Origin of the sequence: Agromyces tropicus (genome assembly GCF_039531345.1) — a bacterium.
GTDB lineage: Bacteria > Actinomycetota > Actinomycetes > Actinomycetales > Microbacteriaceae > Agromyces > Agromyces tropicus.
Map to the genome: position 1 here is coordinate 370,557 of NZ_BAAAPW010000004.1, position 24,781 is coordinate 395,337.

A 24,781-nucleotide genomic window follows, 5' to 3' on the forward strand; every position below is an offset into this window, starting at 1 on the left:
CAGGGGAGGGTTCCACGGCTCGGCTATCCTGAGGTGTCGCGCGCGCGAGTGCTTCCGCGCGCCTGCCGCCCCCACCACCTCTCAGGAGACGTACGTGAACGCCGATCTTCTTGTCGTGGGCTCCGGATTCTTCGGGCTCACGGTCGCCGAACGACTCGCCGAGGAGCTCGGCCTCCGCGTGCAGGTCATCGACCGGCGCCCACACATCGGCGGCAACGCGTACAGCGAGGACGAGCCGACGACCGGCATCGAGGTGCACCGCTACGGAGCGCACCTCTTCCACACGTCGAACGAGCGCGTGTGGGAGTACGCGAACCGCTTCACGGCCTTCACCGACTACGTGCACCGCGTCTACACGCGCCACGACGGCGAGGTCTTCCCGATGCCGATCAACCTCGGCACCATCAACCAGTTCTTCCGCGCGGCCTACGGCCCGGAGGAGGCGAAGGCCCTCATCCGCGAGCAGGCCGGCGAGCTGGCCGGGACCGACCCGCAGAACCTCAACGACAAGGGCATCCAGCTCATCGGACGGCCGCTCTACGAGGCGTTCATCAAGCACTACACGGCCAAGCAGTGGCAGACCGACCCGATGGACCTGCCCGCCGCGGTCATCTCGCGACTGCCCGTGCGCTACACGTACGACAACCGCTACTTCAACGACACGCACGAGGGCCTCCCCGTCGACGGCTACACCGCGTGGCTCGAGCGCATGGCCGACCACCCCCGGATCGAAGTCGCCCTCGACACCGACTTCTTCGACGACGCGCACGCCTTCTCTCGGAGCAAGGTGCTCGGGCAGCTCCCGGTCGTCTACACCGGCCCCGTCGACCGCTACTTCGACTTCGCCGAGGGCGAGCTCGGCTGGCGCACGCTCGACTTCGAGCAGGAGGTGCTCCAGGTGGGCGACTTCCAGGGCACGCCGGTCATGAACTACGCCGACGACGACGTCGCCTTCACCCGGATCCACGAGTTCCGGCACTTCCACCCGGAGCGCGACTACCCGACCGACAAGACGGTCATCATGCGCGAGTTCTCGCGCTTCGCGGAGTCGGGCGACGAGCCGTACTACCCGGTGAACACCGCACACGACCGCGAGCGACTGCTGAAGTACCGCGACCTCGCGAAGGGCGAACGCGACGTGCTCTTCGGCGGGCGCCTCGGCACCTACAAGTACCTCGACATGCACATGGCGATCGGCGCCGCGCTGAGCATGGTCGACAACAAGCTCGTGCCGGCGCTCCGCGCCGGCTCGACCCTCGAGAGCGGCGGCGTCGACGAGTGAACCCCGCGATGACGCTCACCGGTGAGCGGATGACGGAGGGCCGATGAGCTGGCTGGAGGCCGTGCCGGCGCTGCTGGGCGCCGCGTTCCTCGTGATCGTGCCCGGGCTGCCCGTCGCCTGGGCGCTCGGGGCGCGGGGTCTCGCGCTGCTCGGCCTCGGCGTCGGCGCGTCGGTCAGCGGCGTCGCGGTCGCCGCGGTGGTCGCCCCGCTCGTCGGGCTGCCGTGGTCGGCCGCCGCGCCGTTCGCCGTCACGCTGCCGCTCGCGGCGGTCGCGTTCGTCCTGCGCGCGTGGTGGACGCGTCGCACGCCGGCCGTCCGCGCGATCTCGCCGTGGGGTGCGCCGTTCCTCGTCGGAGTCGTCGGGATCGTCGTCGGCGGCGGGCTCATCGCCGCGACCGCGATGCAGGGCATCGGCTCGCCCGCGAACGCGTCGCAGACGTACGACGCCATCTTCCACCTGAACGCCGTGCGCTCGATCCTCGACACGGGCGACGCCTCCCCGCTGCACATGGCGGTCAGCACGCCCGACCGGGGCGGCACCTTCTACCCCACCGCGTGGCACGCCATCGCCGCGGCGGCCGCGCAGTTCGGCGGCGACGTCGTCGCGGGCGCCAATGCGGCGGCCGTCGTGTCCGCCGCCGTCGTCTGGCCGATCGGCGTGGTGTTCCTCGTCGAACAGGTCTTCGGCGCGCAGAAGGTCGCGATCGCCGCGGCGGGCGTGCTGAGCGCGGCGTTCGTCGCATTCCCGCTGATGCTCGTCGAGTACGGGGTGCTCTACCCGAACCTGCTCGGGACGGCGCTGGTGCCGATCGGGCTCGGCGCCCTCGTGCTCGCGCTCGGCGTCTCCGAGGCGCCGCAGCTCGAGGTGCCCGGGCGCTGGCTGCTCGCGGCGTGGCTGCTTCCCGGCATCGGCCTCGCGCACCCGAACGCGGTGTTCACGCTCGCGGTGTTCGCCGCGCCGCTGGTCGTGTGGGCGATCGTGGCGTACGACCGTCGCACGCGCGAGGAGGCGCGGCGCGGCATCCGCCTGACCGCGGCGATCCTCGGCGCGGTGTTCGTGGCCGGGGCGCTCGCCCTGGTCTGGACGCGCCTGCTCCCCCAGGACAACCTCTGGCTCCCCTACCAGCGCTTCCCGCAGGCGTTCGGCGAGGTGCTCCTCAACGCCCCGCGCCAGCGCCAGGCGGCGATCGCGGTCTCCGTGATCGCGATCATCGGCATCTTCGCCGCCGTGCGCGTCGCCCGGTACCGCTGGCTGATCGGGTCGTTCGGCGTCGCCACGGTCCTCTACGTCTTCGCGACCGGTTGGGAGCCCGGCCGGCTCCGCGACCTGGTGACGGGCCTCTGGTACAACGACACCTTCCGGCTCGCATCGCTCATGCCGCTCGTCGTGCTGCCGATCGCGGTGCTGGGCGTGCTCGTCATCGTCAGGTGGCTGCAGCGGCTGCTCCGCACGACTCGGATCTCGCGGTGGCGCCCCGTCGCCGACCGCCCTGCGATCGCGGCCGCGGTGGTCGCCGCCGTGGTGCTCGTGGCCCTCGTGCCGGTCACCCAGGACCGGACGATCGCCTTCGAGCGCGACCGGCTGGCCCGCGCCTACCAGCCGGAGCGGACCGACCGGGTCCTGAGCGAGGACGAGCTCGCGCTCTTCGAGGACGTCCGCGAACTCGTCCCGGAGGACGCGGTCGTCGCCGGCAACCCGTGGAACGGGAGCGCGCTCGTCTACGCCTTCACCGGCCGGCAGGCGCTCTTCGCGCACGTCGGCGGCGCCTACGGCGACGAGCGCTGGACCGTCGCGGAGTCGCTCGACGACGGCACCGCCGCCGCCTGCCGCGCGGCGGCCGACCTCGGCGTGACCCACCTCCTCGACTTCGGCGACGACTACGTCTTCGACGGCGACCCGCGGGCCGAGCGCTTCCCCGGGTTCGACGACCCCGCCGACTCCGACGTCCTGACCCCGATCGCCCGCGAGGGCGACGCCGTGCTCTACGAGATCACCGGGTGCGAGCAGTGATGCGCCCGTACGCCACAGAAGGGAACCTCCCGTGAAGATCGCCGTCATCGCCCTCGGCAAGATCGGCCTGCCGCTGGCCGTCCAGTTCGCCTCCAAGGGGCACGACGTCGTCGGCGTCGACGTCAACCCGCGGACGGTCGAGCTCGTCAACTCGGGGGTCGAGCCGTTCCCCGGCGAGGCCCACCTGCAGGAGCGGCTCTCCGAGCTCGTGCCCGCCGGGCGCCTCCGGGCCACGACGGACTACGCTGACGCCGTCCCCGGCGCCGATGCGGTCGTGCTCGTCGTGCCGCTGTTCGTCGACGACGAGGCCCGGCCGGACTTCGGCTGGATGGATGCCGCGACGCGCTCGCTCGGCGAGCACCTCACCGCCGGCACGCTCGTGGCGTACGAGACCACGCTCCCGGTCGGCACGACCCGCGGCCGCTGGAAGCCGATGCTGGAGGAGACGTCGGGCCTCGTCGAGGGCCGCGACTTCCACCTCGTCTTCTCGCCCGAGCGCGTGCTGACCGGTCGCGTCTTCGCCGACCTGCGCAAGTACCCGAAGCTCGTGGGCGGCCTGACCGACGAGGGCGCCCGGCGCGCGGTCGAGTTCTACGAGGCCGTCCTCGACTTCGACGAGCGCCCGGACCTCGCGCGCCCCAACGGCGTGTGGGACCTCGGCTCCGCCGAGGCGTCGGAGCTCGCGAAGCTCGCCGAGACGACCTACCGCGACGTGAACATCGGCCTCGCGAATCAGTTCGCGCGCTTCGCGGGCGAGCACGGCATCGACGTCTACCAGGTCATCGAGGCCTCGAACTCGCAGCCGTACAGCCACATCCACCAGCCCGGCATCGCCGTCGGCGGTCACTGCATCCCCGTGTACCCGCGCCTGTACCTCTGGAACGACCCGGCCGCCAGCGTGGTCCGGGTCGCCCGCGAGGCGAACGCCGCGATGCCCGAGTACGCCGTCGCGCTGCTCGAGGGCGTGCACGGCGACCTGTCAGGCGAGAAGGTCGTGGTGCTCGGCGCCGCGTACCGCGGCGGCGTGAAGGAGACCGCGTTCTCGGGCGTCTTCGACACGGTCCGCGCGCTGTCGGCGCGCGGCGCCGAGGTCGTCGTGCACGACCCGCTCTACGACGACGCCGAGCTCGGTGCGCTGGGCTTCGCGCCGTACCACCTCGGCGAGCCGGTCGACGCGGCCGTGGTGCAGGCCGACCACGCCGAGTACCGCGAGCTCGCGCCGGCCGACCTGCCGGGCGTGCGCTCGTTCGTCGACGGCCGCCGCGTGAGCTCGGCGGACCGGTGGCCGGGCGTCGGGTACCGGGTCATCGGGAAGTCCTGACGTGCGCGTCGCACTGGCGAAGAGCACGCTGCGGGTGCCGCCGACGTACTTCGCGGTGCAGCATGCGATTCGACTCGCCGGTGCGCACGAGTTCCGGTTCTTCACCGGCGTCGCGGAGGTCGACGACCCCGCGGTGGCCGAGGCGCTCGACGTGGTCGAGGCCGTCCCCCTCCGCGGCCTCGGCTTCCGCCGTCGTGAACTGCTCCTGCCCGCCGCGCTGCCGCGCTGGTCGAGGCAGGTGTCGGCGTGGCATCCCGACCTCGTCCACCAGCACACCGCGACGTGGTCGCTGCCCGCGGTGCGGGCGGCGCGGCGCACGGGCGCACCGCTGCTGACGACGGTCCACGGCGGCGACGTCGAGGTCGCGGTCCGCCCGGCGCACGGCGCCATGCAGCGGTGGCACCATCGCAACGTGCGCGCCGCGGGCGAGGCGAGCGCCCGCATCCTCGCCGTGAGCCGTCACCTCGCCGACCGCGCGGTGCTGGCCGGGCTGCCGGCGCAGCGGATCGAGGTGCACTACCAGGGCGTCGACACGGATGTGTTCCGTCCGGGAGCCCGGGCGGACCGCCGCGGCGACGGCCCGCCCCGGGTGCTCTTCGCCGGCGCGCTCGTGGAGCGCAAGGGCGTGCTCGACCTCGTCGAGGCGTCCCGCGTCGCGGCGACGTCGGCGCCGCATGAGCTCCGCCTCGTCGGCGCCGGCCCGCTCGGCGAGCGGCTCGCACGCGAGACGGCGGCCGACGCCCACATCGACCTGGTCGGCCGGCTCGACCGCGACGCCCTGCGGGCCGAGCTGCAGGCGGCCGACGCCCTCGTGCTGCCGACGAAGACGCTGGCCGGCGGGCAGGAGGCGGCCGGGCTCGTGCTCGTCGAGGCGCAGGCGTGCGGGGTGCCGGTGATCGCGTACCGGTCGGGAGGAACGCCGGAGATGCTGCGAGCGGGCGAGACGGGCCTGCTCGTGCCCGAGGGCGACCGGGCGGCGCTGGCCGCGGCCCTCGCCGACCTGCTGCGGCTGCCCGCGGCCGAGCATCGGCGGATGTCGGAGGCCGCCCGCCGATTCGCCGTCGAGGAGCGCAGCCTCGCGGTGAGCGTGCGCGAGCTCGACGCGCACTACCGCGACCTCGTCGCCTGAACGGTCCGTTCGGGGCGGACGGGTATCCTTTCCCACGGCCTCGAATCGAACGAAGGAGCTCCGTGTCCCATCCGACCACGTCGACCACGGTCCAGAACGTCGTCTTCCCCGCCGACCGCGACCCGGACGTGCTGGCGCTCTACGCCGACCCGGAGACCTGGACGACCCTCGACGGGGAGCCCGTGCGGGTCACGGCGGACGGGCACATCGACGACGTCGAGAGCCGGCACTCGATGCGCATCCGCGGCGGTCGCCGGGTCTCCTTCGCCAGCTACTTCAACGCGTTCCCGGCGTCCTACTGGCAGCACAGCACGTCGCTGAAGACCATCCGGCTCGAGCTCGAGGTCCGCGGCGAGGCGACGGCGCTGGTCTACCGCTCGAATCCGCGCGGCATCGCGCAGCGCGTCGCGTGGAAGCGCTCTGAGGGCACCGAGACGACGGTGCTGGCCTTCGACCTGCCGCTCGAGCGCTTCGCCGACGGCGGCTGGTACTGGTTCGACCTCGTCGCCGGCGACGACGGCGCCGTGCTCGAGCGCGGGGCGTGGCGGGCCGACCTGCCGGCCGCCGACGGCCCGCAGGGGCTGACGCTCGGCATCACGACCTTCAACAAGCCCGACTACTGCGTCCGGACGCTCGAGACGCTGGCCGCCGATCCCGAGCTCCTCGACGAGCTCTCGCGGATCTTCCTCATCGACCAGGGCACGCGCCTCGTCCAGGACCAGGCGGGCTTCGACGAGGTGGCCGAGCGCCTCGGCGACACGCTCACCGTCATCCGCCAGCCGAACCTCGGCGGCTCCGGCGGCTTCAGCCGCTCGATGGCCGAGAGCCTCGACGTCGAGGGCGCCGGGTACGTGATGCTGCTCGACGACGACGTGTCGGTCGAGTCCGAGAGCATCCTGCGCGCACTGCGATTCGCGCGCGCCACGACGCGGCCGACGATCGTGGGCGGCCACATGTTCGACCTCAACTCGCGCACCGTGCTGCACGGCTTCGCCGAGAAGGTCGACCAGGGCGCGTTCTTCTGGGGCCCGTCCACGCCCGAGCAGGAGCGCCACGACTTCGCGCAGGCGAACCTCCGGCAGTCTCCGTGGATGCACGCCCGCATGGACGCCGACTACAACGGCTGGTGGATGTGCCTGATCCCCCTCGAGGTCGTGCGCCGGATCGGGCTGGCGCTGCCCGTCTTCATCAAGTGGGACGACGCCGAGTACGGCCTGCGGGCGAAGGCGGCCGGCATCCCCACCGTGTCGCTGCCCGGTGCCGCGCTCTGGCACATCTCGTGGATCGACAAGGACGACAGCATCGACTGGCAGGCGTACTTCCACGCCCGCAACCGCATGGTCGCCGCACTCATCCACTCGCGCGTCCCGAAGGGCGGTCGCCTGCTGCGCTCGAGCCGGCGCATCGACCTCAAGCACCTGCTGTCGATGCAGTACTACGCGGTGACCCTCCGCCATCGCGCCCTCCAGGACGTGCTCGCCGGCCCGGAGGAGCTCCACGCCGCGATGCCGACGAAGCTCGCGGAGGTCCGCGCGGCCGCAGCCGAATTCCCCGAGACGATCGTGCACCCGTTCGACGACGAGCTGCCGTCGACGACCGAGGGCAAGCGCATCTACCCGATCGACCAGGAGGGGAGCGCCCCGAGCGGACCGGTCCTGCTCGCCTGGACGGCGAAGTCCGCCCTCCGTCACGCGGTCAAGGACCCGGCCGGCCGCAACGTCGACCACCCGCAGGTCGAGCTCTCGAAGCACGACGCGACGTGGTACCGCGTGCCCGGGTTCGACAGCGCGCTCATCTCGACGGCGGACGGCGCGGGCGCCAACTGGTACCGCCGCGACCGCCGCACGTTCCTCCGGCTGTGGCGCCAGAGCCTGCGCCTGCACCGGCGCATCGAGCAGGAGTGGGACCGGCTGCAGGAGCGGTACCGGGCGAACGCCTCCGACATCACGTCGCCCGACGCGTGGCGCCGCACGTTCGGCACCGCCGACTGAGCCCCGCGACTAGCTGTACCGGGACCGCCGGAACCGGTCGGCGGCCCACGCCGAGGCGATGATCTCGTCGAGTCCGCGGCGCGCCCGCCATCCGAGCTCGGCGGCGATCCGGGAGGCGTCGGCGACGAGCTGCGCGGGGTCGCCGGCGCGGGCCGGCACGACCTCGGGGTCGAAGGCGGTCCCGCTCTCGGCGGCGATCCGGTCGACGACCTCGAGCACGCTCGCGCCCGCCCCCGTACCGACGTTGAAGACGTCGTGCGCCCGGTCGGGTTCGTCGAGGTGGTCGAGCGCCGCCAGGTGCGCCTCCGCCAGGTCGAGGACGTGGACGTAGTCGCGCACGCCCGTCCCGTCCGGCGTGGCGTACGCGTCACCGTAGACGAGCGGCCGCAGGCCGCGGGCCATCCGGTCGAAGACGATCGTGACGAGGTTCAGCGCCTCGGGATCCCCCAGTTCGGGCCATCCTGCGCCGGCCACGTTGAAGTACCGCAGGCTCGCGTGGCGCAGCCCGGTCGCGCGCGCGGCGTCGGCGAGCATCCACTCCCCCACGAGCTTGGTCGCGCCGTACGGATTGATCGGGCGGGGCTCGACCGACTCGTCGACCACGGTCTCGTCGGGCACGCCGTAGACGGCCGCCGACGACGAGAACACGACGCGCTCGAGGCCGGTCGCCGCGACGGCCTCGAGCAGGTTCGCCATCCCGCCGACGTTCTGCCGGTAGTACCAGGCCGGCCGCTGCATCGACTCGCCGACCTGCTTCTTCGCGGCGATGTGCACCACCGCGTCGACGCCGTGGGAGCGGATGACGCGGGCGAGCTCGCCGGCCGCGGCATCCGTGCTGAGGTCGACGTCCACCAGTGGCACGTCCCCGATCCGCTCCGGCGACCCCGTCGAGCAGTCGTCGACGACGACCACGTCCCTGCCGGCATCGGCGAGCAGGCGCACGACGTGCGCGCCGATGTAGCCGGCGCCGCCGGTGACGAGCACGCTCACGTGAGGTCCCTCCCCTCGGGGGCGTCGCCCCGCGCGATGAAGCGACGGTAGGCGAGCTTGCGCACGGGCTCCGGCACGAACCGGTAGCCGCCGCGGACCACGACGTTGCGCAGGTACTCGCCTCGCGTGGTGAAGCCGATCCGGCGGAAGGCGCGCTGGAGCGCCATCTCGCTGCGCCACTGCGCCCTGCCGCCGCGGCGCGCGTACGCGCCCGCGCCGACCCGGTACATCACGAGCGGCTCCGGGAGGTTGCCCACGCGCGCGCCGGCGTGGATCATCCGCGCGAACAGCCAGTAGTCCTCCATGAGCCCGAGCGGCTGGTAGCCCCCGGCATGCTCCACCGCGGAGCGGCGGTAGACCACGGTCGGATGGCTGAACGGGTCGTGGAAGCGTGCGTACCGGCGGATCTCGTCCTCGTCGCTGCGGGGCACGCGGCGCCCGACGATCGAGCCGTCGTCGTCGAGGAACTCGAGCATGCCCGTGCCGACGAGGTCGAGCCCGTCCTCGATCAGCGGGAGCTGGGCGGCGAAGCGCTCGGGCAGCGAGATGTCGTCGGCGTCCATCCGCGCGACGACGTCGTGGTCGCTCAGCGCGAGCCCCTCCGCGAGTGCACCGGCGAGGCCGACGTTCTCATCGATGCGGTGGTGCACCACCGGCACCGGCGAGTCCGCGATCGCCGTCTCGATCGCCCCCTCGAGGCCCGGCGAGACCGGTCCGTCCTGCACGAGCACGACCTGCGCCGGGCGGCGGGACTGGGCGCCGACGCTCGACGCGAACGCCTTGGCGAAGTGCACGGGGTGGTCGCCTCGGTAGACGGCCATGAGCAGGCTGAACGGCTCGGTCACGACGCCTCCACCGCCGCGACGGCGTCGCTCGCACGCCCGAGGCCGGCGAGCGCGTCCGCGTTCGGACGCGGCCGGAAGCGCGTGCCGTCGCGCCACCCCCGTCGCCAGCCGTCGGCGAGCGTGGCACGATCGCCCGAGCGGATGCCGGTGCGCAGCCACCGCAGCACGCTCGAGCCGCCGTACAGCGCCTTCTCCCACGGCGCGAGGCTCGCCGAGCGGCGGAACATCCACAGCTTGTTCCGGACCTCGTAGTAGAAGCGGTGCCCGGGGTCGGCGTCGGTCGATCCGAGCACGCGCGTCTTGTGCACCACGACCGACGCGGGCACGTGCAGGCCCCGCCGGCCGCGCAGCGCGCGCGTGCTGTACTCGAAGTCGTCGTTCCAGATGAAGTAGTCCGCGATCGGCAGACCGACCTCGCGCACGACGTCGGTCCGCACCAGCATCGACACGAACGACGTGCTGCGGATCGGCATCGCGCCGCGCGCGTCGGCGGCCGCGCGCTCGGCGGCGGACGCGAACGGCTTGGGCCGCGGCGTGTTCATCGGATGCTCGGTCCCGTCGAACCACTCGACGCGCGAGCCCGCCACGACCGCATCGCTTCCGGCCACCGCGCCGAGGAGCTCGGCCAGGGCGGTCGGCGTCGGGACCGTGTCGTCGTCCATGAGCCACAGCCAGTCGGGCCGGTGGTCGGCGAGCGCGACCGCCATGCCCGCGGCGAACCCGCCCGCACCGCCCGTGTTGCGCGGCAGCTCGACGAGGTCGACGAGCTCGCCCGCGGTACGGGCGACGTCAGCGGAGTCGTCGGTGGAGGCGTTGTCGACGACGACGACGCGGGCGAGCGGCTGGGTCTGGCCGGCGAGCGCTTCGAGCACCTCGGCGAGCAGGTCACGGCGGTTGTAGGCGACGACCACGGCGACGACGCGCGGGGCGGCAGGACTGGAAGGCATCGGCTCTCGGATTCGATCGGAGGGGGACCCATCCATCTTGCCCTGTCCGAGCGCGACCGGCTGTCCACAGCGACCCGCCGCACGGCATCCGCCCGGCCGGACGCCGGTACAGTTGACGCCGACCGACCGCTCGAAGGAGGGGCATGCCCACGACCCTGCGCGTGATCGTCGACCAGCTGATCGCCCCGGTGCCCGGACCGATCGGGCGCTACAGCGAGGCGCTGGCCCGCGCGCTGATCGAGAGCGCGCCGGCCGGGTGCGCCGTCGAGGGCATCGTCTCGAGCTCGCTGCCGTCCGACTACGACCGCGTGCATGCGGCGCTGCCGGGGCTGTCGGGCCTCTACCGCTCGAGCCTCGCCCGGCGAGAGCTGGCCGCGGCGTGGCAGTTCGGCGTCACGACCTCGCCCGGCGGCGGCATGATCCACGCCACGAGCCTGTTCGCGCCGCTGCGGCGGCACGACCGCACGGTGCCGGGCGAGCAGGTCGTCGCCACCGTGCACGACGTGCTCGCGTGGAGCCACCCCGAATCGCTCACGACGGCGTCGGTCGCCTGGCAGAAGGCGATGCTCAAGCGTGCGCGTCGCCACGCCGACGCCGTGGTCGTGCCCACCCACGCGCTGGCCGAGCGGCTCGCCTCGATCGTCGACCTCGGCGACCGCATCCGCGTGATCGGCACGGCGCCGAGGCTCGGCCTCGCCATCCCCGCGCAGGGCGACGCGATCGCGCGCGGACTCGGCCTGCCCTCCGAGTACCTCGTCGTCGAGGGCTCGCTCGAGCCGCGCAAGGGCGTGATCGACCTGCTGCAGGCGTTGGGGCGGCCGGGCGTGCCCGAGATCCCGCTCGTGGTCGTCGGTCCGGAGTCCTACGGCGAGCAGCACCTGGCGACGGTCGCCGAGGAGGCGGGCGTGGCCCCGAACCGCGTGCACGCCGTCGAGCCGGCGGATGCCGCGGAGCTCGCCGTCGTCCTCGCCGGCGCGACCGCGTTCGTGGCGCCGAGCCACGACGAAGGCGACGGCACTGAGCTGATCGAGGCGTTCAGCCTCGGCGTGCCCGTGATCCACTCCGACGCGCCCGCGTACGTCGAGGTCTCCGCCGACGCCGGGCTCGCGGTGCCGGTCGGCGTCGGCGGCGGGTACGTCGAGCGACTGGCGGCCGCCGTCACGTCCGTCGTCGAGCAGCGCGACCTCGCCGACCGGCTGTCGGTCGCCGGCGGCGACCGCGCGAACGCGTTCGACTGGCGAGACTCGGCCGAACGCGTCTGGCAGCTGCACGCCGACCTGTAGCGGTCGGTCCCCCAGCACCGAGGCGAGCCGCCACCCCCGATCCTCGGCGACACGGACCACCCGGTGACCGAGGTCGGCTCCGCGAACGGCGGACGTCCACCGCGTGACGTCAGCCGGGTGGCCTCCGGCCTCAGCCCTCCGTCGGCTCGGGCGTCACCGGTACGAGCGCGTCCTGCACCATCGCGTGGATGACGTCCCAGTCGGGTGCCGCCGGGTCGATCCCGCTGTCGGGCGTCAGCTCGAGGGTCTGCACGGGCAGCTCCCGTGTCTTGCCGGCGAGGTCGACGAAGTAGCCGAGCATCGACTGCGGGATGTCGGTCCGCACCGTCTCGGCGCCGGCCTCGGCCACCGCCTGGAACTTCGTCAGCACGTTGGTCGGCGTGAACTGCACCAGGATCGCCTCCTGCAGCACCCGCTGCCGCTGCATCCGGTCGTAGTCGCTCGTGCCGTGCCGGGCGCGCGCGTACCAGAGTGCCGTGTAGCCGTCCATGTGCTGCGGACCGGCCTCGACCCATCCGTCGACGTTCTGCAGGTCCTCGTCGCCGCCGATCGGCAGGCGCTGCTCGACGGTGATGTCGACGCCGCCGAGCGCGTTGATCAGCGCCTCGAAGCCCTGCATGTCGATGAGCACGTAGTACTGGATCGTGAGTCCCGTGACGCCCTCCGCGGCATCCCGCATGCCCTCGATGCCGGGCTGGCTCCCCCGTGCCTCGGCGTCGGGGTACATCTCCGGGCTCTTCAGCTCGACCTCGGTGTAGATCGAGTTGAGCAGGCACACGTCGACCTCGCAGCCGTCGATCGAGCCGTAGCCCTCCGGGTACACGGCGGCGAGCGGCGAGCCGTCGGGGAACGGGATGTCCTCGAGGTCGCGGGGCAGTCCGATGAGCACCGCCTGCCCGGTCTCCGCGTCGATCGAGGCGACCGTCATGGAGTCGGGTCGCATGCCCTCGCGGTCCGGACCGGAGTCGCCGCCGAGCAGCAGGATGTTGTAGCGGCCGTCGACGGGCGGTTCGCTCGGCCCCGCGACGAAGACCGTCGAGAGGAATCCGCTCGCCGTGGTGGCGACGTAGGCGCCGTACGCGGCGCCGCCCGAGACGAGCACCATGACGCCCGCGGCGAGCAGGGCGATCCAGCCCCGCGCGTTCGGCTCGGTCTTCACGAGGCGCACGAGGCGCAGCGTGTCCAGGGTGAGCACGACCCAGAGCACGCCGTAGAAGACGAGCACCAGCGCCACGACCCAGAGCACCACGCTGTTCGCGATGAGCGAGTAGAGGATCGTCGGCGCCACGAATCGGAGCACCACCGCCACGACCACGATCGTCCACAGCACGAGCGTCGCGCCGAGCCCGATGCGGGCGAGCCGGTGGTTGCCCGCGAGCGACTGCGCGGACCCGGGGACGAGGATGTTGAGGCCCACCAGCCACCAGCCGCGCCGCGTCATCAGCGGCCGGGATCCGGTGTCCGGGTAGCGGATCGGGCTCTCTGCGAGGCTCATCGGCTCGACTTCAACCGTTCGTTCTTCTCCTCGACCATCGCCGCGAGCGAGGCCGCGTACTCCGCGAGCGCGTCGCGCAACCGGTCGTCGGCCGTCGCGAGGATCTTCACCGCGAGGAGTCCGGCGTTGCGCGCACCGCCGATGGAGACGGTCGCGACGGGCACGCCCGCCGGCATCTGCACGATCGAGAGCAGCGAGTCGAGGCCGTCGAGCCGCGCCAGCGGGACGGGCACGCCCACCACGGGCAGCGTCGTCACCGACGCCAGCATGCCGGGCAGGTGCGCCGCGCCGCCGGCTCCGGCGATGACGACACGGATGCCGCGGGCGGCGGCCTCCGTGCCGTAGGCGATCATCTTCTCCGGCGTGCGATGCGCCGAGACCACCTCGACCTCGTGCGCGACGCCGAACTCGTCGAGGACGGCCGAGGCCTCCTGCATGACGGACCAGTCGGAGTCGGAGCCCATGACGACGCCGACGAGGGGGGTGGGGTTGCCTGCGATCACCCGATCGATATTAGGGCTGACGGCTGCGAGTTCCCCGCAGCGGCGCTCCGTTCGGCCGCAGCGGGACCCGCCGTCGCGCGGGGCCGATCAGTCCTGCAGCTCGGCCGCGGCCGCGCGCGCCTCGTACACGGCCTCATCGAGGTCGTCGCCGATCGCGGTGACGTGGCCGACCTTGCGACCCGGCCGCGGCGCCTTGCCGTAGTTGTGCACCTTCACCGTCGGGTGCTCGGCGAGCGCGTCCGCGTAGCGGTCGGCGAGCGAGCCCTCGGCCGGCCCGCCGAGCAGGTTCACCATCACGGACCACTCCGCGTGGCATCCGGTGCCGCCGAGCGGCAGGTCGAGCACCGCGCGCAGGTGCTGCTCGAACTGGCTCGTCGTGGCCCCGTCCATGCTCCAGTGGCCGGAGTTGTGCGGGCGCATGGCCAGCTCGTTGACGAGCACCCGGTCGTCGGTCGTCTCGAACATCTCGACGGCGAGCACGCCCGTGACGCCGAGGCCCTCGGCGATGCCGATCGCCACATCGGCCGCGACGTCCGCGAGGCGCCCGGCCGAGTGCGGCGCCGGCGCGATGACCTCGCTGCACACGCCGTCGACCTGCACGGTCTCGACGAGCGGCCAGGCGACGACCTCGCCGGACGGCCGGCGGGCGACGAGCTGGGCGAGCTCGCGCCGGAAGTCGACCAGCTCCTCGGCGAGGAGCGCGCCGTCGCGCCCGTCCTCGGCGGCGGCCGCGAACCACTCGGCGACCTCGGCCGCACCGCGGACCACACGGACGCCCTTGCCGTCGTACCCGCCGCGCGGGGTCTTCACGACGGCCGCACCGCCGTGCTCGGCGATGAAGGCGTCGAGCTCCTCGGGCGTCGTCACCCGCGCCCACTCGGGCACGGGCTGGCCGAGCTCCGACAGCCGTTCGCGCATCAGGAGCTTGTCCTGGGCGAAGCGGAGCGCGTCCGGTCCCGGGTGCACGGCGACGCCGGCGTCGACGAGCGCGCGCAGCACGTCCTGCGGCACGTGCTCGTGGTCGAACGTGACGACATCGACCTCCCGGGCGAAGGGCAGCACGACGTCGACGTCGGTGTAGTCGCCGACCCGGTCGGCGGCGAGCGCCGCCGCCATCCCCTCGTCCTCCGCCAGCACGCGGAGCTCGATGCCGAGCTCGATCGCCGCGGGGATCATCATGCGGGCGAGCTGCCCCCCGCCGATCACTCCGACTCGCACCTGACGCACCATCCGTTCCCGCGGCGCCCCTGGCCGCGACATCACAGTCTACGGCGCGCGCGCTCGGTAGGATCGGGGGATGCCCGACTCGCTCCGCGCACTCGCCTCGCGGGCCTGGCACGGGTTCCTCGCCTACGTCGTGAAGTTCGGCGTCGTGGGACTCATCGGCTTCGCCATCGACGTCGCCCTGTTCAACGCGCTGCGCATCGGCGTGTTCGGCGAGGGCACCTGGGCGCAGTCGGCGATCGGCGCGAAGACGATCTCGACGAGCGTGGCGATCGTCTTCAACTGGATCGGCAACCGCTACTGGACGTTCCGGCGGCATCGCCGACGGCACGCGCTGCGCGAGTTCGCGGAGTACGCGGTCGTCTCGCTCGGCGGCATGGCGATCTCGCTCGCGTGCCTCTGGGTGAGCCACCACGTGCTCGGGTTCACGAGCCTGCTCGCCGACAACATCTCGTCGAACGTGATCGGGCTCGGCCTCGGCACGGCGTTCCGGTTCCTCCTCTACCGGTACTGGGTGTACGGGCACCACCGCAGCGACGGCCTGTCGAACCTCGCGCGCACCGAGGAGGCGCAGCGCGCGCTCTTCGAGGAGCCGCCGCTCGAGCGGCTCGAGCCGGGCCCGTCCGAGGGCGGTGAGCCGGTTCCGGGGACCGCCGCCATGCCGCCCCCGGCGGACCAGGAGGCGCCCACGGTCCCGGAGGCCGCGGGGCCGACGGCCGCTCAGTCGGTGCCGAGGAACCAGGGCGGGTAGACCGCCACGCGGGTCTTGGCGCCGACCGCCTGCAGCGCGGCGCGGACCCGGTCGCGCACGCGGTCGTTCGACACGGCGATGAGGGCGATGCGCTCCATCGGCACGCTGCCGCGCACCAGCACCTCGCCGGATCGGAGCCCCTCGCCGTCCTCGGCGAGGGTGAGCCGGACGATGGTGCGCTCGACCGCGGGCCAGTCGGCGGCGAGCGCGGCGCCGCCGATCCCGGCGTCGGTGGCGCTCGCCACGACCTCGCCCGGCGCGTCCTTCCGCGCGCCGACCGCCGCCGACACCGAGGTCACGAGGATCACGTGGTCGGCCGCGGCGCGCTCGACGGCCTCGGGCGCGAGCCGCGGGTCGACCGAGCCGGTGCGGATCGCGTCCCAGAGGTGCGCATCGGTGCTGAGCAGGAACGGGACGTACTCGGCGACGGTCGCGTCGGCGCCGGGCACGGTCGCGGTCCGGCGGTACTCGCGCGCCGCCGGTGCCGCGATGTCGACGGCCGGCGTCGCCGCGGGCTCGCCGGTGTCGGCGAGGAGGGCCCCCGCGCCGAGGATGCGCCCGAGGTTCTCGATGTGCGTCACGTGGTAGATGCGGGTCGCCCCGGCGTCGACGGGTGCCGCCGAGGCGCTGCTGCCCCGGCCGGACCGGGCGGATGCCGCGGAGCCGCCGCGGACCTCGGCGCGCTCGCGGGGCGCGGCGCGGCGCGCGGCCGGACGGGCGGCACGCGCCGGCTTCGGTGCGGGCTCGGGCTCGGGCGGGGGCGAGCAGATGGCGCAGAGCCCCTCATCGAAACCGTGGATGCATTCCTCGCCCAAGTGCGGTGCCTTTCGTCGCGTCGACCCGCCGTGCTGCGCGGGCCGCGGACCAGCGTACGCGCTCGCGCGGGCCGCGCGTGCAGCGTCCGCTCAGCGAGCGCCCCACGAGGTGGTGTCGGCCGTCGCGAACGCGGCCGGCCCGATGGCCGGTCCCGCCGCCGCACCGGGGAGCGGTGTTCCGAGCTCGTGCGCACGGGCCATGAGCTCGTGCAGCGCCGACTGCACCGCCAGCGGAGCCGGGACGTCGCGCAGCACGACCGGCACCTCGTGGCCCGTCTCGAGCAGCACGTCGCCCGAGCCCGACATCCGCTGCAGCCACGATCGGCGCACCTGCACGTCGTAGCCGCGCCGGTGCCAGAGCTCGCGCCGGACACGCACGAAGAGGCCGCGGCGCACGATCACCCGCCGGGTCGTGATGGTCGTGCGCGAGCTCAGCCACCCCAGGTAGGGCAGCACGCAGCCGATCACGAGGAGCAGGGCGCCGCCGACCAGCGCCGCCAGCCGCGGCCAGCCCTCCTCGAGCCACGGGATCGCGTACGCCGTCACGCCGACGACGCCGATCAGGATGACCGCGGGGACGACGAGCACGCGGCCGTGCCGGCGCAGGCGCGCGACGACGAGTTCCGTGTCCGCGGGCGCGGGTGCGTCGGCCGTCTCCCCCATAGGCCCATTAATACCTCAGGTGCGTGACGTCCCCGGCGGCGACAGCCTGCGCTTCGCCGTTCTCGTCGTCGCGGACGACGAGCCGGCCGTCCGCGTCGATGCGCTCCGCCGTCCCCGTGAAGCCGGCGCCGCCCGGCAACTCCACCCGGACGTCCTGGCCGAGGGTGCCGCACAGCGCGCTCACCCGCTCGTGCACGCCGCTCGCGACGGCGTCGCCGCCCGCCGCGACGAGGTCCGCGACGAGCGCGAGGAGCCGCTCGAGGTAGTCCGAGAGCACGGCGTCGCCGTCGGGGCGGACGCCCGTCGCCAGCAGCAGCGACGTCGAGGTGAGCGTCGGGAGGTCGTGCTCGTCGAGCGTCAGGTTGAGCCCGGCGCCGACGACCACGGCATCGACCGACACGAGCTCGGAGAGGATGCCGCAGACCTTGTACCCGGAGACGAGCACGTCGTTCGGCCACTTCAGGCGCACGTCGACGACGCCCGTGCCGTCGTCCTCGTCGTCCTGCGCGGCCGACGCCGCCGCGACCGCACCGCGCACCGCCTCCGTCATCGCCGCGCCCGCGATGAGCGGGAGCCAGCCGTAGGCGTCGACGGGCAGGGGTGCACCGGGCAACGACGAGGGCCGCACGAGCACCGAGATCGCGAGGGTCTTGCCGGTCGGCGCGAGCCAGGTGCGGCCGAGCCGCCCGCGCCCGTGCGTCTGGTCGTCGGTGACGACGACGGCGCCGTGCGGCCAGTCCGCAGCCCGCGGACCGGTCGCCGCCTCCCGGAGGACGTCGTTGGTGGACCCCGTCGAGTCCAGCCACTCGAACCTCGGCACCGCTGCCCGCGACCGCTCCCAGCCCATGCGGCTCCCCTTCCGTCGTGGTTCAGGGTAGTGTCCGGCGGTCCCGCGGCGGTGGCGATGACCACCATCCGCCAACCGCTTTTTGTGGGAATCCGTCAACGAACCGGCCGGAAGGGGCGCCGGTAGAGTGAACGGCGTGACCGAATCGACGAACGACGGCCCCGACCTCGCCACGACCGCGGGCAAGCTCGCCGACCTCAAGCAGCGCTACCACGAGGCCGTGACGGCATCGGGCGAGGCGGCCATCGAGAAGCAGCACGCCAAGGGCAAGATGACCGCGCGCGAGCGCATCGCCGAACTGCTCGACCCGGGCTCGTTCGTCGAGCTCGACGAGTTCGTGCGGCACCGCACGCACGCCTTCGGCATGGACGCGAAGCGCCCCTACGGCGACGCGGTCGTGACCGGCCTCGGAACCATCCACGGGCGTCCGGTCGCGGTCTACTCGCAGGACTTCACGATCTTCGGCGGCTCGCTCGGCGAGGTCGCCGGCGAGAAGATCATCAAGGTCATGGAGCATGCGCTGAAGACGGGCGTGCCCATCATCGGCATCCTCGACTCCGGCGGCGCCCGAATCCAGGAGGGCGTCGTCGCCCTCGGCAAGTACGGCGAGATCTTCCGCCGCAACACGGCGGCGTCCGGCGTCATCCCGCAGATCTCGATCGTCTGCGGCCCGGCCGCGGGCGGCGCGGTCTACTCGCCCGCCCTCACCGACTTCGTGATCATGGTCGACAAGACGAGCCAGATGTTCGTCACCGGCCCCGACGTCATCAAGACGGTCACGGGCGAGGACGTCGGCATGGAGGAGCTCGGCGGGGCGCTGACCCACAACACGGTCTCGGGCGTCGCGCACTACCTCGCGAGCGACGAGTCCGATGCACTCGACTACGCGCGCACGCTCGTCTCGTTCCTGCCCGACAACAACATGTCCGAGGCGCCGGTCTACGAGAGCGAGGCGGAGCTCGAGATCACCGACGAGGACCGCCGCCTCAACACGATCATCCCGGACTCGCCGAACCAGCCGTACGACATGCACTCGATCATCGAGGGCATCGTCGACCACGGCGACTTCCTCGAGGTGCAGCCGCTGTTCGCCCCGAACATCGTCGTCGGCTTCGCCCGCGTCGAGGGTCGGTCCGTCGGCATCATCGCGAACCAGCCGAGCCAGATGGCCGGCACGCTCAACATCGCCGCCGGCGAGAAGGCGTCGCGGTTCGTGAGGTTCTGCGACGCGTTCTCCATCCCGATCCTCACGCTCGTCGACGTGCCCGGCTACCTGCCCGGCACCGACCAGGAGTGGACGGGCGTGATCCGCCGCGGCGCGAAGCTGCTGTACGCGTACGCCGAGGCGACGGTCCCGCTCGTCACCGTCATCACGCGCAAGGCCTACGGCGGCGCGTACATCGTCATGGGGTCCAAGCAGCTCGGCGCCGACATCAACCTCGCCTGGCCGACCGCCGAGATCGCCGTCATGGGCGGCCAGGGCGCCGTCAACATCCTCTACCGCGGCGAGATCAAGCGGGCCGAGGAGGCCGGCGAGGACGTCGCGGCGGTCCGCACGAAGCTCGCGAACGAGTACACCTACAACGTGGCCTCGCCGTTCCTGGCCGCCGAACGCGGCGAGCTCGACGGCGTGATCGAGCCGGCGGCGACGCGCGTGTCGGTCACCAAGGCGCTCCGTGCGCTCCGGACCAAGCGTGCGAGCCTTCCGGCCAAGAAGCACGGCAACATCCCGCTGTAGGAGGCCGCGATGACCAGCTCGACCCCCGAGGGCGAGGCCCTCGACCTCCGGTTCGCCACGCGTGACGTCACGGCCGAGGAGGCCGCCGCGGTGACGGCGGTGCTCGTCGCGGCCGTCCGCGAGCACCAGCACGACGCCGCGCCGGAGCCGGCGCGTCGCAGCGACTGGTCGCACCCGCGCACCGCCCTGCGCCCCCGGATCGAGGTCGGTCCCGGACGCTGGGTGGGCTCCGCGCGCTGACCCGGCCGCCGTCCCTTCCGCTGTCCCCCGACCGACGCCCCCGCCGACCCGGCGGGCGGACGCGACGCGCGCCGTGTCCGCACACCTGTCCCCCTCGTGTCCCCCGAAATGCTGACTTCGCAGCCCGCGTCGGATCCGTACCATGGAGGTACGCACTCCATCGGAGTCGTACACCGTCACCGGCTGGGTAACCGGTGACGCTCTGGGGGCGAGTCAGGGCGATATTCGGGTTGTCGCCGTGACTCGGGCTTGCTGGGGGGTCGGTAGGGGCCGACCCCCCGCTTCCATGTCCGGCGCCGGTTCCGGCGCGGCGACGGATGACGCGGGGCGACTCGGCGCCACGGATGCCGCGGCACGGCTACCCGGCGCGCGGGATCTCCAGCCAGAGCGCGACCTCCGCGTCCTCCGACTCGACCACCTCGCCGGCGCCGCCGCTCAGGCCCACGACCGTCACCGCCACGGGCGAGCCCTCGGCCGCCGTCCGGGCGATGATCCGGTCGGCCCCCGTGCCCTCGACCGCGTCGGCGAGCTGCGAGAGGATCCGGTCGCGCTCAGCCTCGTCGAGGTCGTCGATGCCGCCCTCGTCGAGCAGCGTCACCGTGGCGCCGCGCTCGCGCGCGTGGCGCACGGCGGCCCGGACGGCGTCGGTGAGCAGCATGCGCCCGCGGATCTCGTCGCGGATCGCGGCCTCCAGCGTGCGGCACTCGGCCCGCTCGGCGTCGGTCAGCATGCCGCCCGACGCGACCCGCCGGAGCATGGGCGAGGCGAGCCGCTGCGTCTGGGCCAGCCGCATGCGGCCCTCGAACAGGTGGGCGTCCTGCGCCGCCTGCCACGCCGCCGCCTCGCGCTCCGCCTGCGCGTAGCGCCGGGTCGCCCGGGCGGCGCCCGCGAGCGCCGCGGAGAGCATGTGGGCGATCGCGACCCACACGACGCTGCCGACCACGCCCAGCGCGCCGAGGGCGAGCGGTCCGGCCCAGGCCACCGTCTGGACGGCGAGCACGATGACGCCGACCCACGCCACGACGAGCTGGCGGCGCGCCGCGGCGATCGTCATGAGCGTGCCCACCGCCGCGACGTACCAGGTGGCGTAGCCGTTGTCGCGGGCGGGGTCGAGCTGGCTCGTCACGAGCAGCGGCAGCACGATGCCGACCGCCAGGTCGAGCGCGGCGAGCCAGTCGGGCATGCGCGCCCGGCGACCGGGCCACAGGCTCAGCACGGTCGCGACGACGTAGAGCACGAGGGCGACGACCACCGGCCACGGCGTGGCGGGGACGTCGGTCGCGAGCGAGTAGATGCCGAGCACGACGTGGTAGCCCGAGAACATCGCGGCGAGGGCCATGAGCAGCCAGCGCGGGACGGAGATCATGCGCCGCCCTCCACCCCGGCCGGCCAGGCGAGCGTCACCCGCGTGCCCGCACCCGGCGCGGACTCGACGCGCGCCGAGCCGCCCTCGTTCGACATCCGCTCCTCGATCGACACCCGCAGGCCGAGGCGGCTGGCGGGGACGGTCGCCGGGTCGAAGCCCGATCCGTTGTCGATCACGCGGATGACGCATCCGCCCGCGCCGACGCCGGAGACCTCGAGCTCGCGGCGGACGCGACCGTTCGCCTCGTCGGCGTGCTGGACGCTGTTGACCATCGCCTGCATCGCCGCGGAGGAGAGCGCGTCGACGGCTTCGACGGGCAGCTCGACGCCGGCCGTGTCGGCCACGCGCACGAGGAAGGGGGCCGAGAATCCCGCCACGCCGGCCCGGAGCCGGCGCACGAGGACGCCGAGCGACACGCGGTCGTCGACGCCCGGCACCTCGATCGCGGCCTCGTCGAGGCGACGCACGGCGTCGCCCGCCATGCGGCTCGCGAGCGCCCGTTCGGCGGGCGTCTGGGCCGCCGCGGCCGTGAGGAGGGTGGTGAGCACGCTGTCGTGCACGAGCGCGTCCACCTTGACCCGCTCGATCTCGTTGGCGTGCTGCCGGGCCACGGCGTCGTAGCGCTCGAGCGCCGCCTCCTGCGCGGCATCGACCGCGACGGCCGCCTGCCGGAGCATCGTGATGATGACGAGCACGACCACGCCGAGGATCACGGCGTACATCGTGTCCAGCACGGCGAGGAGCGGACCCGCGGCACCGCCCGACGGGCTCAGCCGCACCACGCCGTAGACGGCGGGGACCGCCGTCGTGTACGCCGCTGCGGGCGCCACCGGCAGCGCGACCACCGCAGCGGTCGTCGCGACCGTGCACAGGTAGTACAGCCACGGCGTCTGCCCCGACATCGATACCGGGTCGACCACGAGGAACGGCCAGGCGAGCAGCGCGAGCACGTAGGCCCCCGCGAACGCCAGCGCGGCGGCGCGCACCGCGACCCGCGTGAAGGTCGCCGCGGCGAGCGCGGCGATCGAGCCGTACAGCACGGCCATCATCGCCACGCCCCCGCCGTCGGCGAGGTACTGCGACTGGTCGATCGCGGTCGGCACCGTCTGCGCGCCGAACACGACGCCGAACGCACCGAGGGCACGACCCGTGACCGTCTCGACCTGCGCGCGGCTCACCGCCGCGCGGCGCGGGACGAGGCGGCTCGCCCGCCAGTCAGCGGCGGGCATCCCCGGCCTCGGCGTCGAGGCCCGGCAGGATGCCGCCCTCCACCGCCCGTCGCAGCAGGTCGACCTTCGTCGGCGCCGGGCGTCCGACCTCGACGTACTTCGCACGGATCCGGTCGAGGTACTCGCGCGCCGTCGAATGCGCGATGCCGAGCTGCTGGGCGACCAGCTTCAGCGGCAGGCCGGACGCGTACAGGTGCAGCACGTCGCGTTCGCGGCGGCCGAGCTGTGCCTTCGCGAAGTCGCGGTCCGCCTCGATGGCGCTCGCCCACTCGACGTTGTTCAGCGCCTCGCCGCGCGCGACCGTCGCGATCGCGGAGATCACCGCGGACGTCGGCGCGGACTTCGGGATGACGCCCGCGGCACCGGCGGCGAGCGCCTCGCGGACCGCGGCGACCCGGTCGGCGATGCTGTGCACGAGCACCTGGCTGCCCGTCGCGAGGACGGCGCGGACGTTGTCGGTCACGCGCGAGCCGTCGCCGAGCGACAGGTCGAGCAGCACGACCCGCGCCGGTTCCACCGCCGGGTCGTCGAGGACGGCGAGCAGGGTCGGCACGTCGGCCGTGTCCGCCACCACGTCGTAGCCGGCCTCGCCGCAGGCGGCGCGCAGGCCGAGCCGCACGGCCTCGTGGTCGTCGACGATCGCGATCGTCGTGGTCGTCGCGGGCGCCCCCGGCCCGTCCGTCTCCGCCGTCACGCACCCTCCCCCGTCACGCCTGCGCCCCGCCGCATCGCGGCGGACGCGTCAGGTCCCGTCCTCACACGATAGCCGCCAGGCGGGCGACCGCCTCGACGTGGTGCGTGTTCGGGAACAGGTCGAACGCGGCGAGCGACTCGAGCTCCCAGCCGTGCTCGCGGAACGTGGCGACGTCGCGGGCCAGCGCGACGGGATCGCAGGCGACGTAGACCACCTGGGCGGGCCCCAGCGCGACCAGTCGCTCCACGACCGCACGTCCGGCGCCCGAACGCGGCGGATCGAGCACGACGGTCGCGCCGGCGAACCCGCGAGCCGCGGCATCCGCCTCGGCCGCCAGGCGGTCGAGGTACCGGTCGACGCGGTCGGTGAGGGCGCGCGCGCCGATCCAGTCGGCGAGGTTCGCCCCCGCGTGCTCGGTGGCCCGGGCGTCGGCCTCGACCGTCGTGATCCGCGTGCCCGCGCCGAACCGATCCCCGACGGCGGCAGCCAGGAGCCCCACGCCGCCGTAGAGGTCCTGGTTGTCGGCGGCGGGATCGAACCGCGCCGGGTCGATCGCCTCCTGCACGGCCCGCGTGAGCGTGGCGGCCGCTCCGCGGTGCACCTGCCAGAACCCGTCGCGATCGAGCGTGAACCGGCGCTCGCCCACCCGCTCGACGATCGTGCGTGTCGCAGCGTCGTCCCTCCGGTCCCCCGGCATCCGCACGACGACCTCCCCCGGCGCGTCCGACGGCGCGACGAGGTCGACCGCCGACGCCCCGACCGCCGTGCCGGCGAGCGGGGCGATCGCCTCGAGCTCGGCGAGGGCGAGCGGGAGGGAGCGGACCGGCACCACGCGGTGGCTGCGCGCCGCATACGGCCCGACGGATCCGTCGTCGTCGACGTGGAGGCGCACGCGCGTGCGCCAGCCGGTCCCCGCCTCCGCGTCGACGCCCGGAGCGAGCGCGGCGTCCACGGGCTCGACCACGACGTCGCGCTCGACGCCGCCCATGCGCGCCAGGGTGTCCCGGAGCACGTCGCCCTTCAGCGCCCGCTGCCGCGGCATGCGGACGTGGCCGAACTCGGCCCCGCCCGCGCGGTGCTCCGGAGCGCGATCGACCGAGGCCTCGGGCCAGACGTGCGGACGGCGGTCGGGAGAGGCGTCGAGCACCTCGAGCGTCTCGGCGCGCCAGAACCGGTCGCGACCGGCATCCGTCACCCGGGCGCGGACGCGTTCGCCCGGAATCGCGTCGGCGACGAACACGACCCGGCCCTCGTGGCGCGCCACCGCGACGCCGCCGTGCGCGATGCGCTCGACGTCGAGGTCGAGCACCGGCCCCGGCTCGGCGGGACGTGCGGGAGCAGGGCGACGCCCGCCGCCGCGCGCGTGGCGGCGACCGGGTCGACGACGGGATTCGGCCATCGTCCGAGCATCGCACAT

At 73.7% G+C, this 24,781-nt stretch carries 22 protein-coding genes; 9 read left to right on the plus strand and 13 right to left on the minus strand.

Translation table 11 applies throughout. From position 1 onward, the window contains the following. The first annotated feature begins 94 nt into the window (after positions 1 to 94). The 5 genes from glf to ABD230_RS14155 all read left to right on the plus strand — a co-directional run bounded on the left by glf (position 95) and on the right by ABD230_RS14155 (position 7,734). Positions 95 to 1,282 carry a UDP-galactopyranose mutase gene (glf, locus tag ABD230_RS14135; protein ID WP_344375595.1) on the plus strand — a complete coding sequence of 396 codons (1,188 nt, stop codon included), beginning with the start codon at positions 95 to 97 and terminating at the stop codon, positions 1,280 to 1,282. 43 nt (positions 1,283 to 1,325) lie between these two features. Further along, positions 1,326 to 3,293: a DUF6541 family protein gene (locus ABD230_RS14140; protein ID WP_344375598.1), complete on the plus strand. Its 1,968-nt coding sequence runs from the start codon at positions 1,326 to 1,328 to the stop codon at positions 3,291 to 3,293. Between the two features lie 31 nt (positions 3,294 to 3,324). Further along, positions 3,325 to 4,614: a nucleotide sugar dehydrogenase gene (locus ABD230_RS14145; RefSeq protein WP_344375603.1), complete on the plus strand. Its 1,290-nt coding sequence runs from the start codon at positions 3,325 to 3,327 to the stop codon at positions 4,612 to 4,614. A 1-nt stretch (position 4,615) separates the two neighbouring features. Then, positions 4,616 to 5,743 carry a glycosyltransferase gene (locus tag ABD230_RS14150; protein ID WP_344375607.1) on the plus strand — a complete coding sequence of 376 codons (1,128 nt, stop codon included), beginning with the start codon at positions 4,616 to 4,618 and terminating at the stop codon, positions 5,741 to 5,743. A 62-nt stretch (positions 5,744 to 5,805) separates the two neighbouring features. Beyond that, positions 5,806 to 7,734: a glycosyltransferase gene (locus tag ABD230_RS14155; protein WP_344375610.1), complete on the plus strand. Its 1,929-nt coding sequence runs from the start codon at positions 5,806 to 5,808 to the stop codon at positions 7,732 to 7,734. A 9-nt stretch (positions 7,735 to 7,743) separates the two neighbouring features. On the opposite strand, the gene galE is transcribed toward ABD230_RS14155, so the two are convergent. The 3 genes from galE to ABD230_RS14170 are packed head-to-tail and all read right to left on the minus strand — an operon-like array spanning position 7,744 to position 10,516. Beyond that, positions 7,744 to 8,724 (minus strand): UDP-glucose 4-epimerase GalE, encoded by a 981-nt coding sequence (gene galE, locus ABD230_RS14160; protein ID WP_344375613.1) that lies wholly within the window; start codon positions 8,722 to 8,724, stop codon positions 7,744 to 7,746. Beyond that, the gene (locus ABD230_RS14165; RefSeq protein ID WP_344375615.1) at positions 8,721 to 9,569 is read right to left on the minus strand and encodes a glycosyltransferase; all 849 of its coding nucleotides are present in this window, start codon (positions 9,567 to 9,569) and stop codon (positions 8,721 to 8,723) included. The genes galE and ABD230_RS14165 overlap by 4 nt, the downstream gene beginning before the upstream one ends. After that, complete coding sequence (locus ABD230_RS14170) at positions 9,566 to 10,516, minus strand: glycosyltransferase (protein ID WP_344375618.1); 951 nt, start codon at positions 10,514 to 10,516, stop codon at positions 9,566 to 9,568. The genes ABD230_RS14165 and ABD230_RS14170 overlap by 4 nt, the downstream gene beginning before the upstream one ends. 143 nt (positions 10,517 to 10,659) lie before the next feature. On the opposite strand from ABD230_RS14170, the gene ABD230_RS14175 reads away from it, so the two are divergent. Next, entirely contained in the window at positions 10,660 to 11,799 is a 1,140-nt protein-coding gene (locus tag ABD230_RS14175; RefSeq protein WP_344375619.1) for a glycosyltransferase, read from the plus strand. A 130-nt stretch (positions 11,800 to 11,929) separates the two neighbouring features. Here the strand turns inward: ABD230_RS14175 and ABD230_RS14180 are convergent, their stop codons facing one another. From ABD230_RS14180 to ABD230_RS14190, 3 genes are all read right to left on the minus strand, one after another. Then, complete coding sequence (locus tag ABD230_RS14180; protein WP_344375622.1) at positions 11,930 to 13,294, minus strand: LCP family protein; 1,365 nt, start codon at positions 13,292 to 13,294, stop codon at positions 11,930 to 11,932. Next, positions 13,291 to 13,758, minus strand: a complete 468-nt coding sequence (gene purE, locus ABD230_RS14185; protein ID WP_344375716.1) for a 5-(carboxyamino)imidazole ribonucleotide mutase — start codon at positions 13,756 to 13,758, stop codon at positions 13,291 to 13,293. The genes ABD230_RS14180 and purE overlap by 4 nt, the downstream gene beginning before the upstream one ends. Positions 13,759 to 13,884: 126 nt before the next feature. Beyond that, the gene (locus ABD230_RS14190) at positions 13,885 to 15,027 is read right to left on the minus strand and encodes a 5-(carboxyamino)imidazole ribonucleotide synthase (RefSeq protein ID WP_344375624.1); all 1,143 of its coding nucleotides are present in this window, start codon (positions 15,025 to 15,027) and stop codon (positions 13,885 to 13,887) included. Between the two features lie 67 nt (positions 15,028 to 15,094). Here ABD230_RS14190 and ABD230_RS14195 point away from each other — a divergent pair, with 67 nt between their 5' ends. After that, complete coding sequence (locus ABD230_RS14195; RefSeq protein WP_344375626.1) at positions 15,095 to 15,772, plus strand: GtrA family protein; 678 nt, start codon at positions 15,095 to 15,097, stop codon at positions 15,770 to 15,772. On the opposite strand, the gene ABD230_RS14200 is transcribed toward ABD230_RS14195, so the two are convergent. From ABD230_RS14200 to ABD230_RS14210, 3 genes are all read right to left on the minus strand, one after another. Then, positions 15,742 to 16,587, minus strand: a complete 846-nt coding sequence (locus tag ABD230_RS14200) for a DarT ssDNA thymidine ADP-ribosyltransferase family protein (RefSeq protein ID WP_344375628.1) — start codon at positions 16,585 to 16,587, stop codon at positions 15,742 to 15,744. The two genes, ABD230_RS14195 and ABD230_RS14200, sit on opposite strands and share 31 nt — an antisense overlap. A 90-nt stretch (positions 16,588 to 16,677) precedes the next feature. After that, complete coding sequence (locus ABD230_RS14205) at positions 16,678 to 17,250, minus strand: PH domain-containing protein (RefSeq protein WP_344375631.1); 573 nt, start codon at positions 17,248 to 17,250, stop codon at positions 16,678 to 16,680. A gap of 7 nt (positions 17,251 to 17,257) precedes the next feature. Beyond that, on the minus strand, positions 17,258 to 18,097 hold the full coding sequence (locus ABD230_RS14210) for a biotin--[acetyl-CoA-carboxylase] ligase (protein WP_344375635.1): 840 nt from the start codon (positions 18,095 to 18,097) through the stop codon (positions 17,258 to 17,260). A gap of 136 nt (positions 18,098 to 18,233) precedes the next feature. Between ABD230_RS14210 and ABD230_RS14215 the strand changes: the two genes are divergently transcribed. Continuing rightward, entirely contained in the window at positions 18,234 to 19,835 is a 1,602-nt protein-coding gene (locus tag ABD230_RS14215; RefSeq protein ID WP_344375638.1) for an acyl-CoA carboxylase subunit beta, read from the plus strand. A 9-nt stretch (positions 19,836 to 19,844) separates the two neighbouring features. Continuing rightward, complete coding sequence (locus ABD230_RS14220; protein WP_344375640.1) at positions 19,845 to 20,075, plus strand: acyl-CoA carboxylase epsilon subunit; 231 nt, start codon at positions 19,845 to 19,847, stop codon at positions 20,073 to 20,075. 358 nt (positions 20,076 to 20,433) lie between these two features. Here the strand turns inward: ABD230_RS14220 and ABD230_RS14225 are convergent, their stop codons facing one another. The 4 genes from ABD230_RS14225 to ABD230_RS14240 all read right to left on the minus strand — a co-directional run bounded on the left by ABD230_RS14225 (position 20,434) and on the right by ABD230_RS14240 (position 24,763). Then, positions 20,434 to 21,441, minus strand: coding sequence for a hypothetical protein (locus tag ABD230_RS14225; protein ID WP_344375643.1), 1,008 nt, complete (start codon positions 21,439 to 21,441; stop codon positions 20,434 to 20,436). Then, on the minus strand, positions 21,438 to 22,670 hold the full coding sequence (locus ABD230_RS14230; RefSeq protein ID WP_344375646.1) for a sensor histidine kinase: 1,233 nt from the start codon (positions 22,668 to 22,670) through the stop codon (positions 21,438 to 21,440). The genes ABD230_RS14225 and ABD230_RS14230 overlap by 4 nt, the downstream gene beginning before the upstream one ends. Next, positions 22,657 to 23,364: a response regulator transcription factor gene (locus ABD230_RS14235; RefSeq protein WP_344375649.1), complete on the minus strand. Its 708-nt coding sequence runs from the start codon at positions 23,362 to 23,364 to the stop codon at positions 22,657 to 22,659. Before ABD230_RS14235 ends, ABD230_RS14230 begins: the two co-directional genes overlap by 14 nt. Positions 23,365 to 23,425: 61 nt before the next feature. After that, a complete protein-coding gene (locus ABD230_RS14240) occupies positions 23,426 to 24,763 on the minus strand; it encodes a class I SAM-dependent RNA methyltransferase (RefSeq protein WP_344375651.1) in 1,338 nt (445 codons plus the stop codon). Positions 24,764 to 24,781 lie beyond the last annotated feature (18 nt).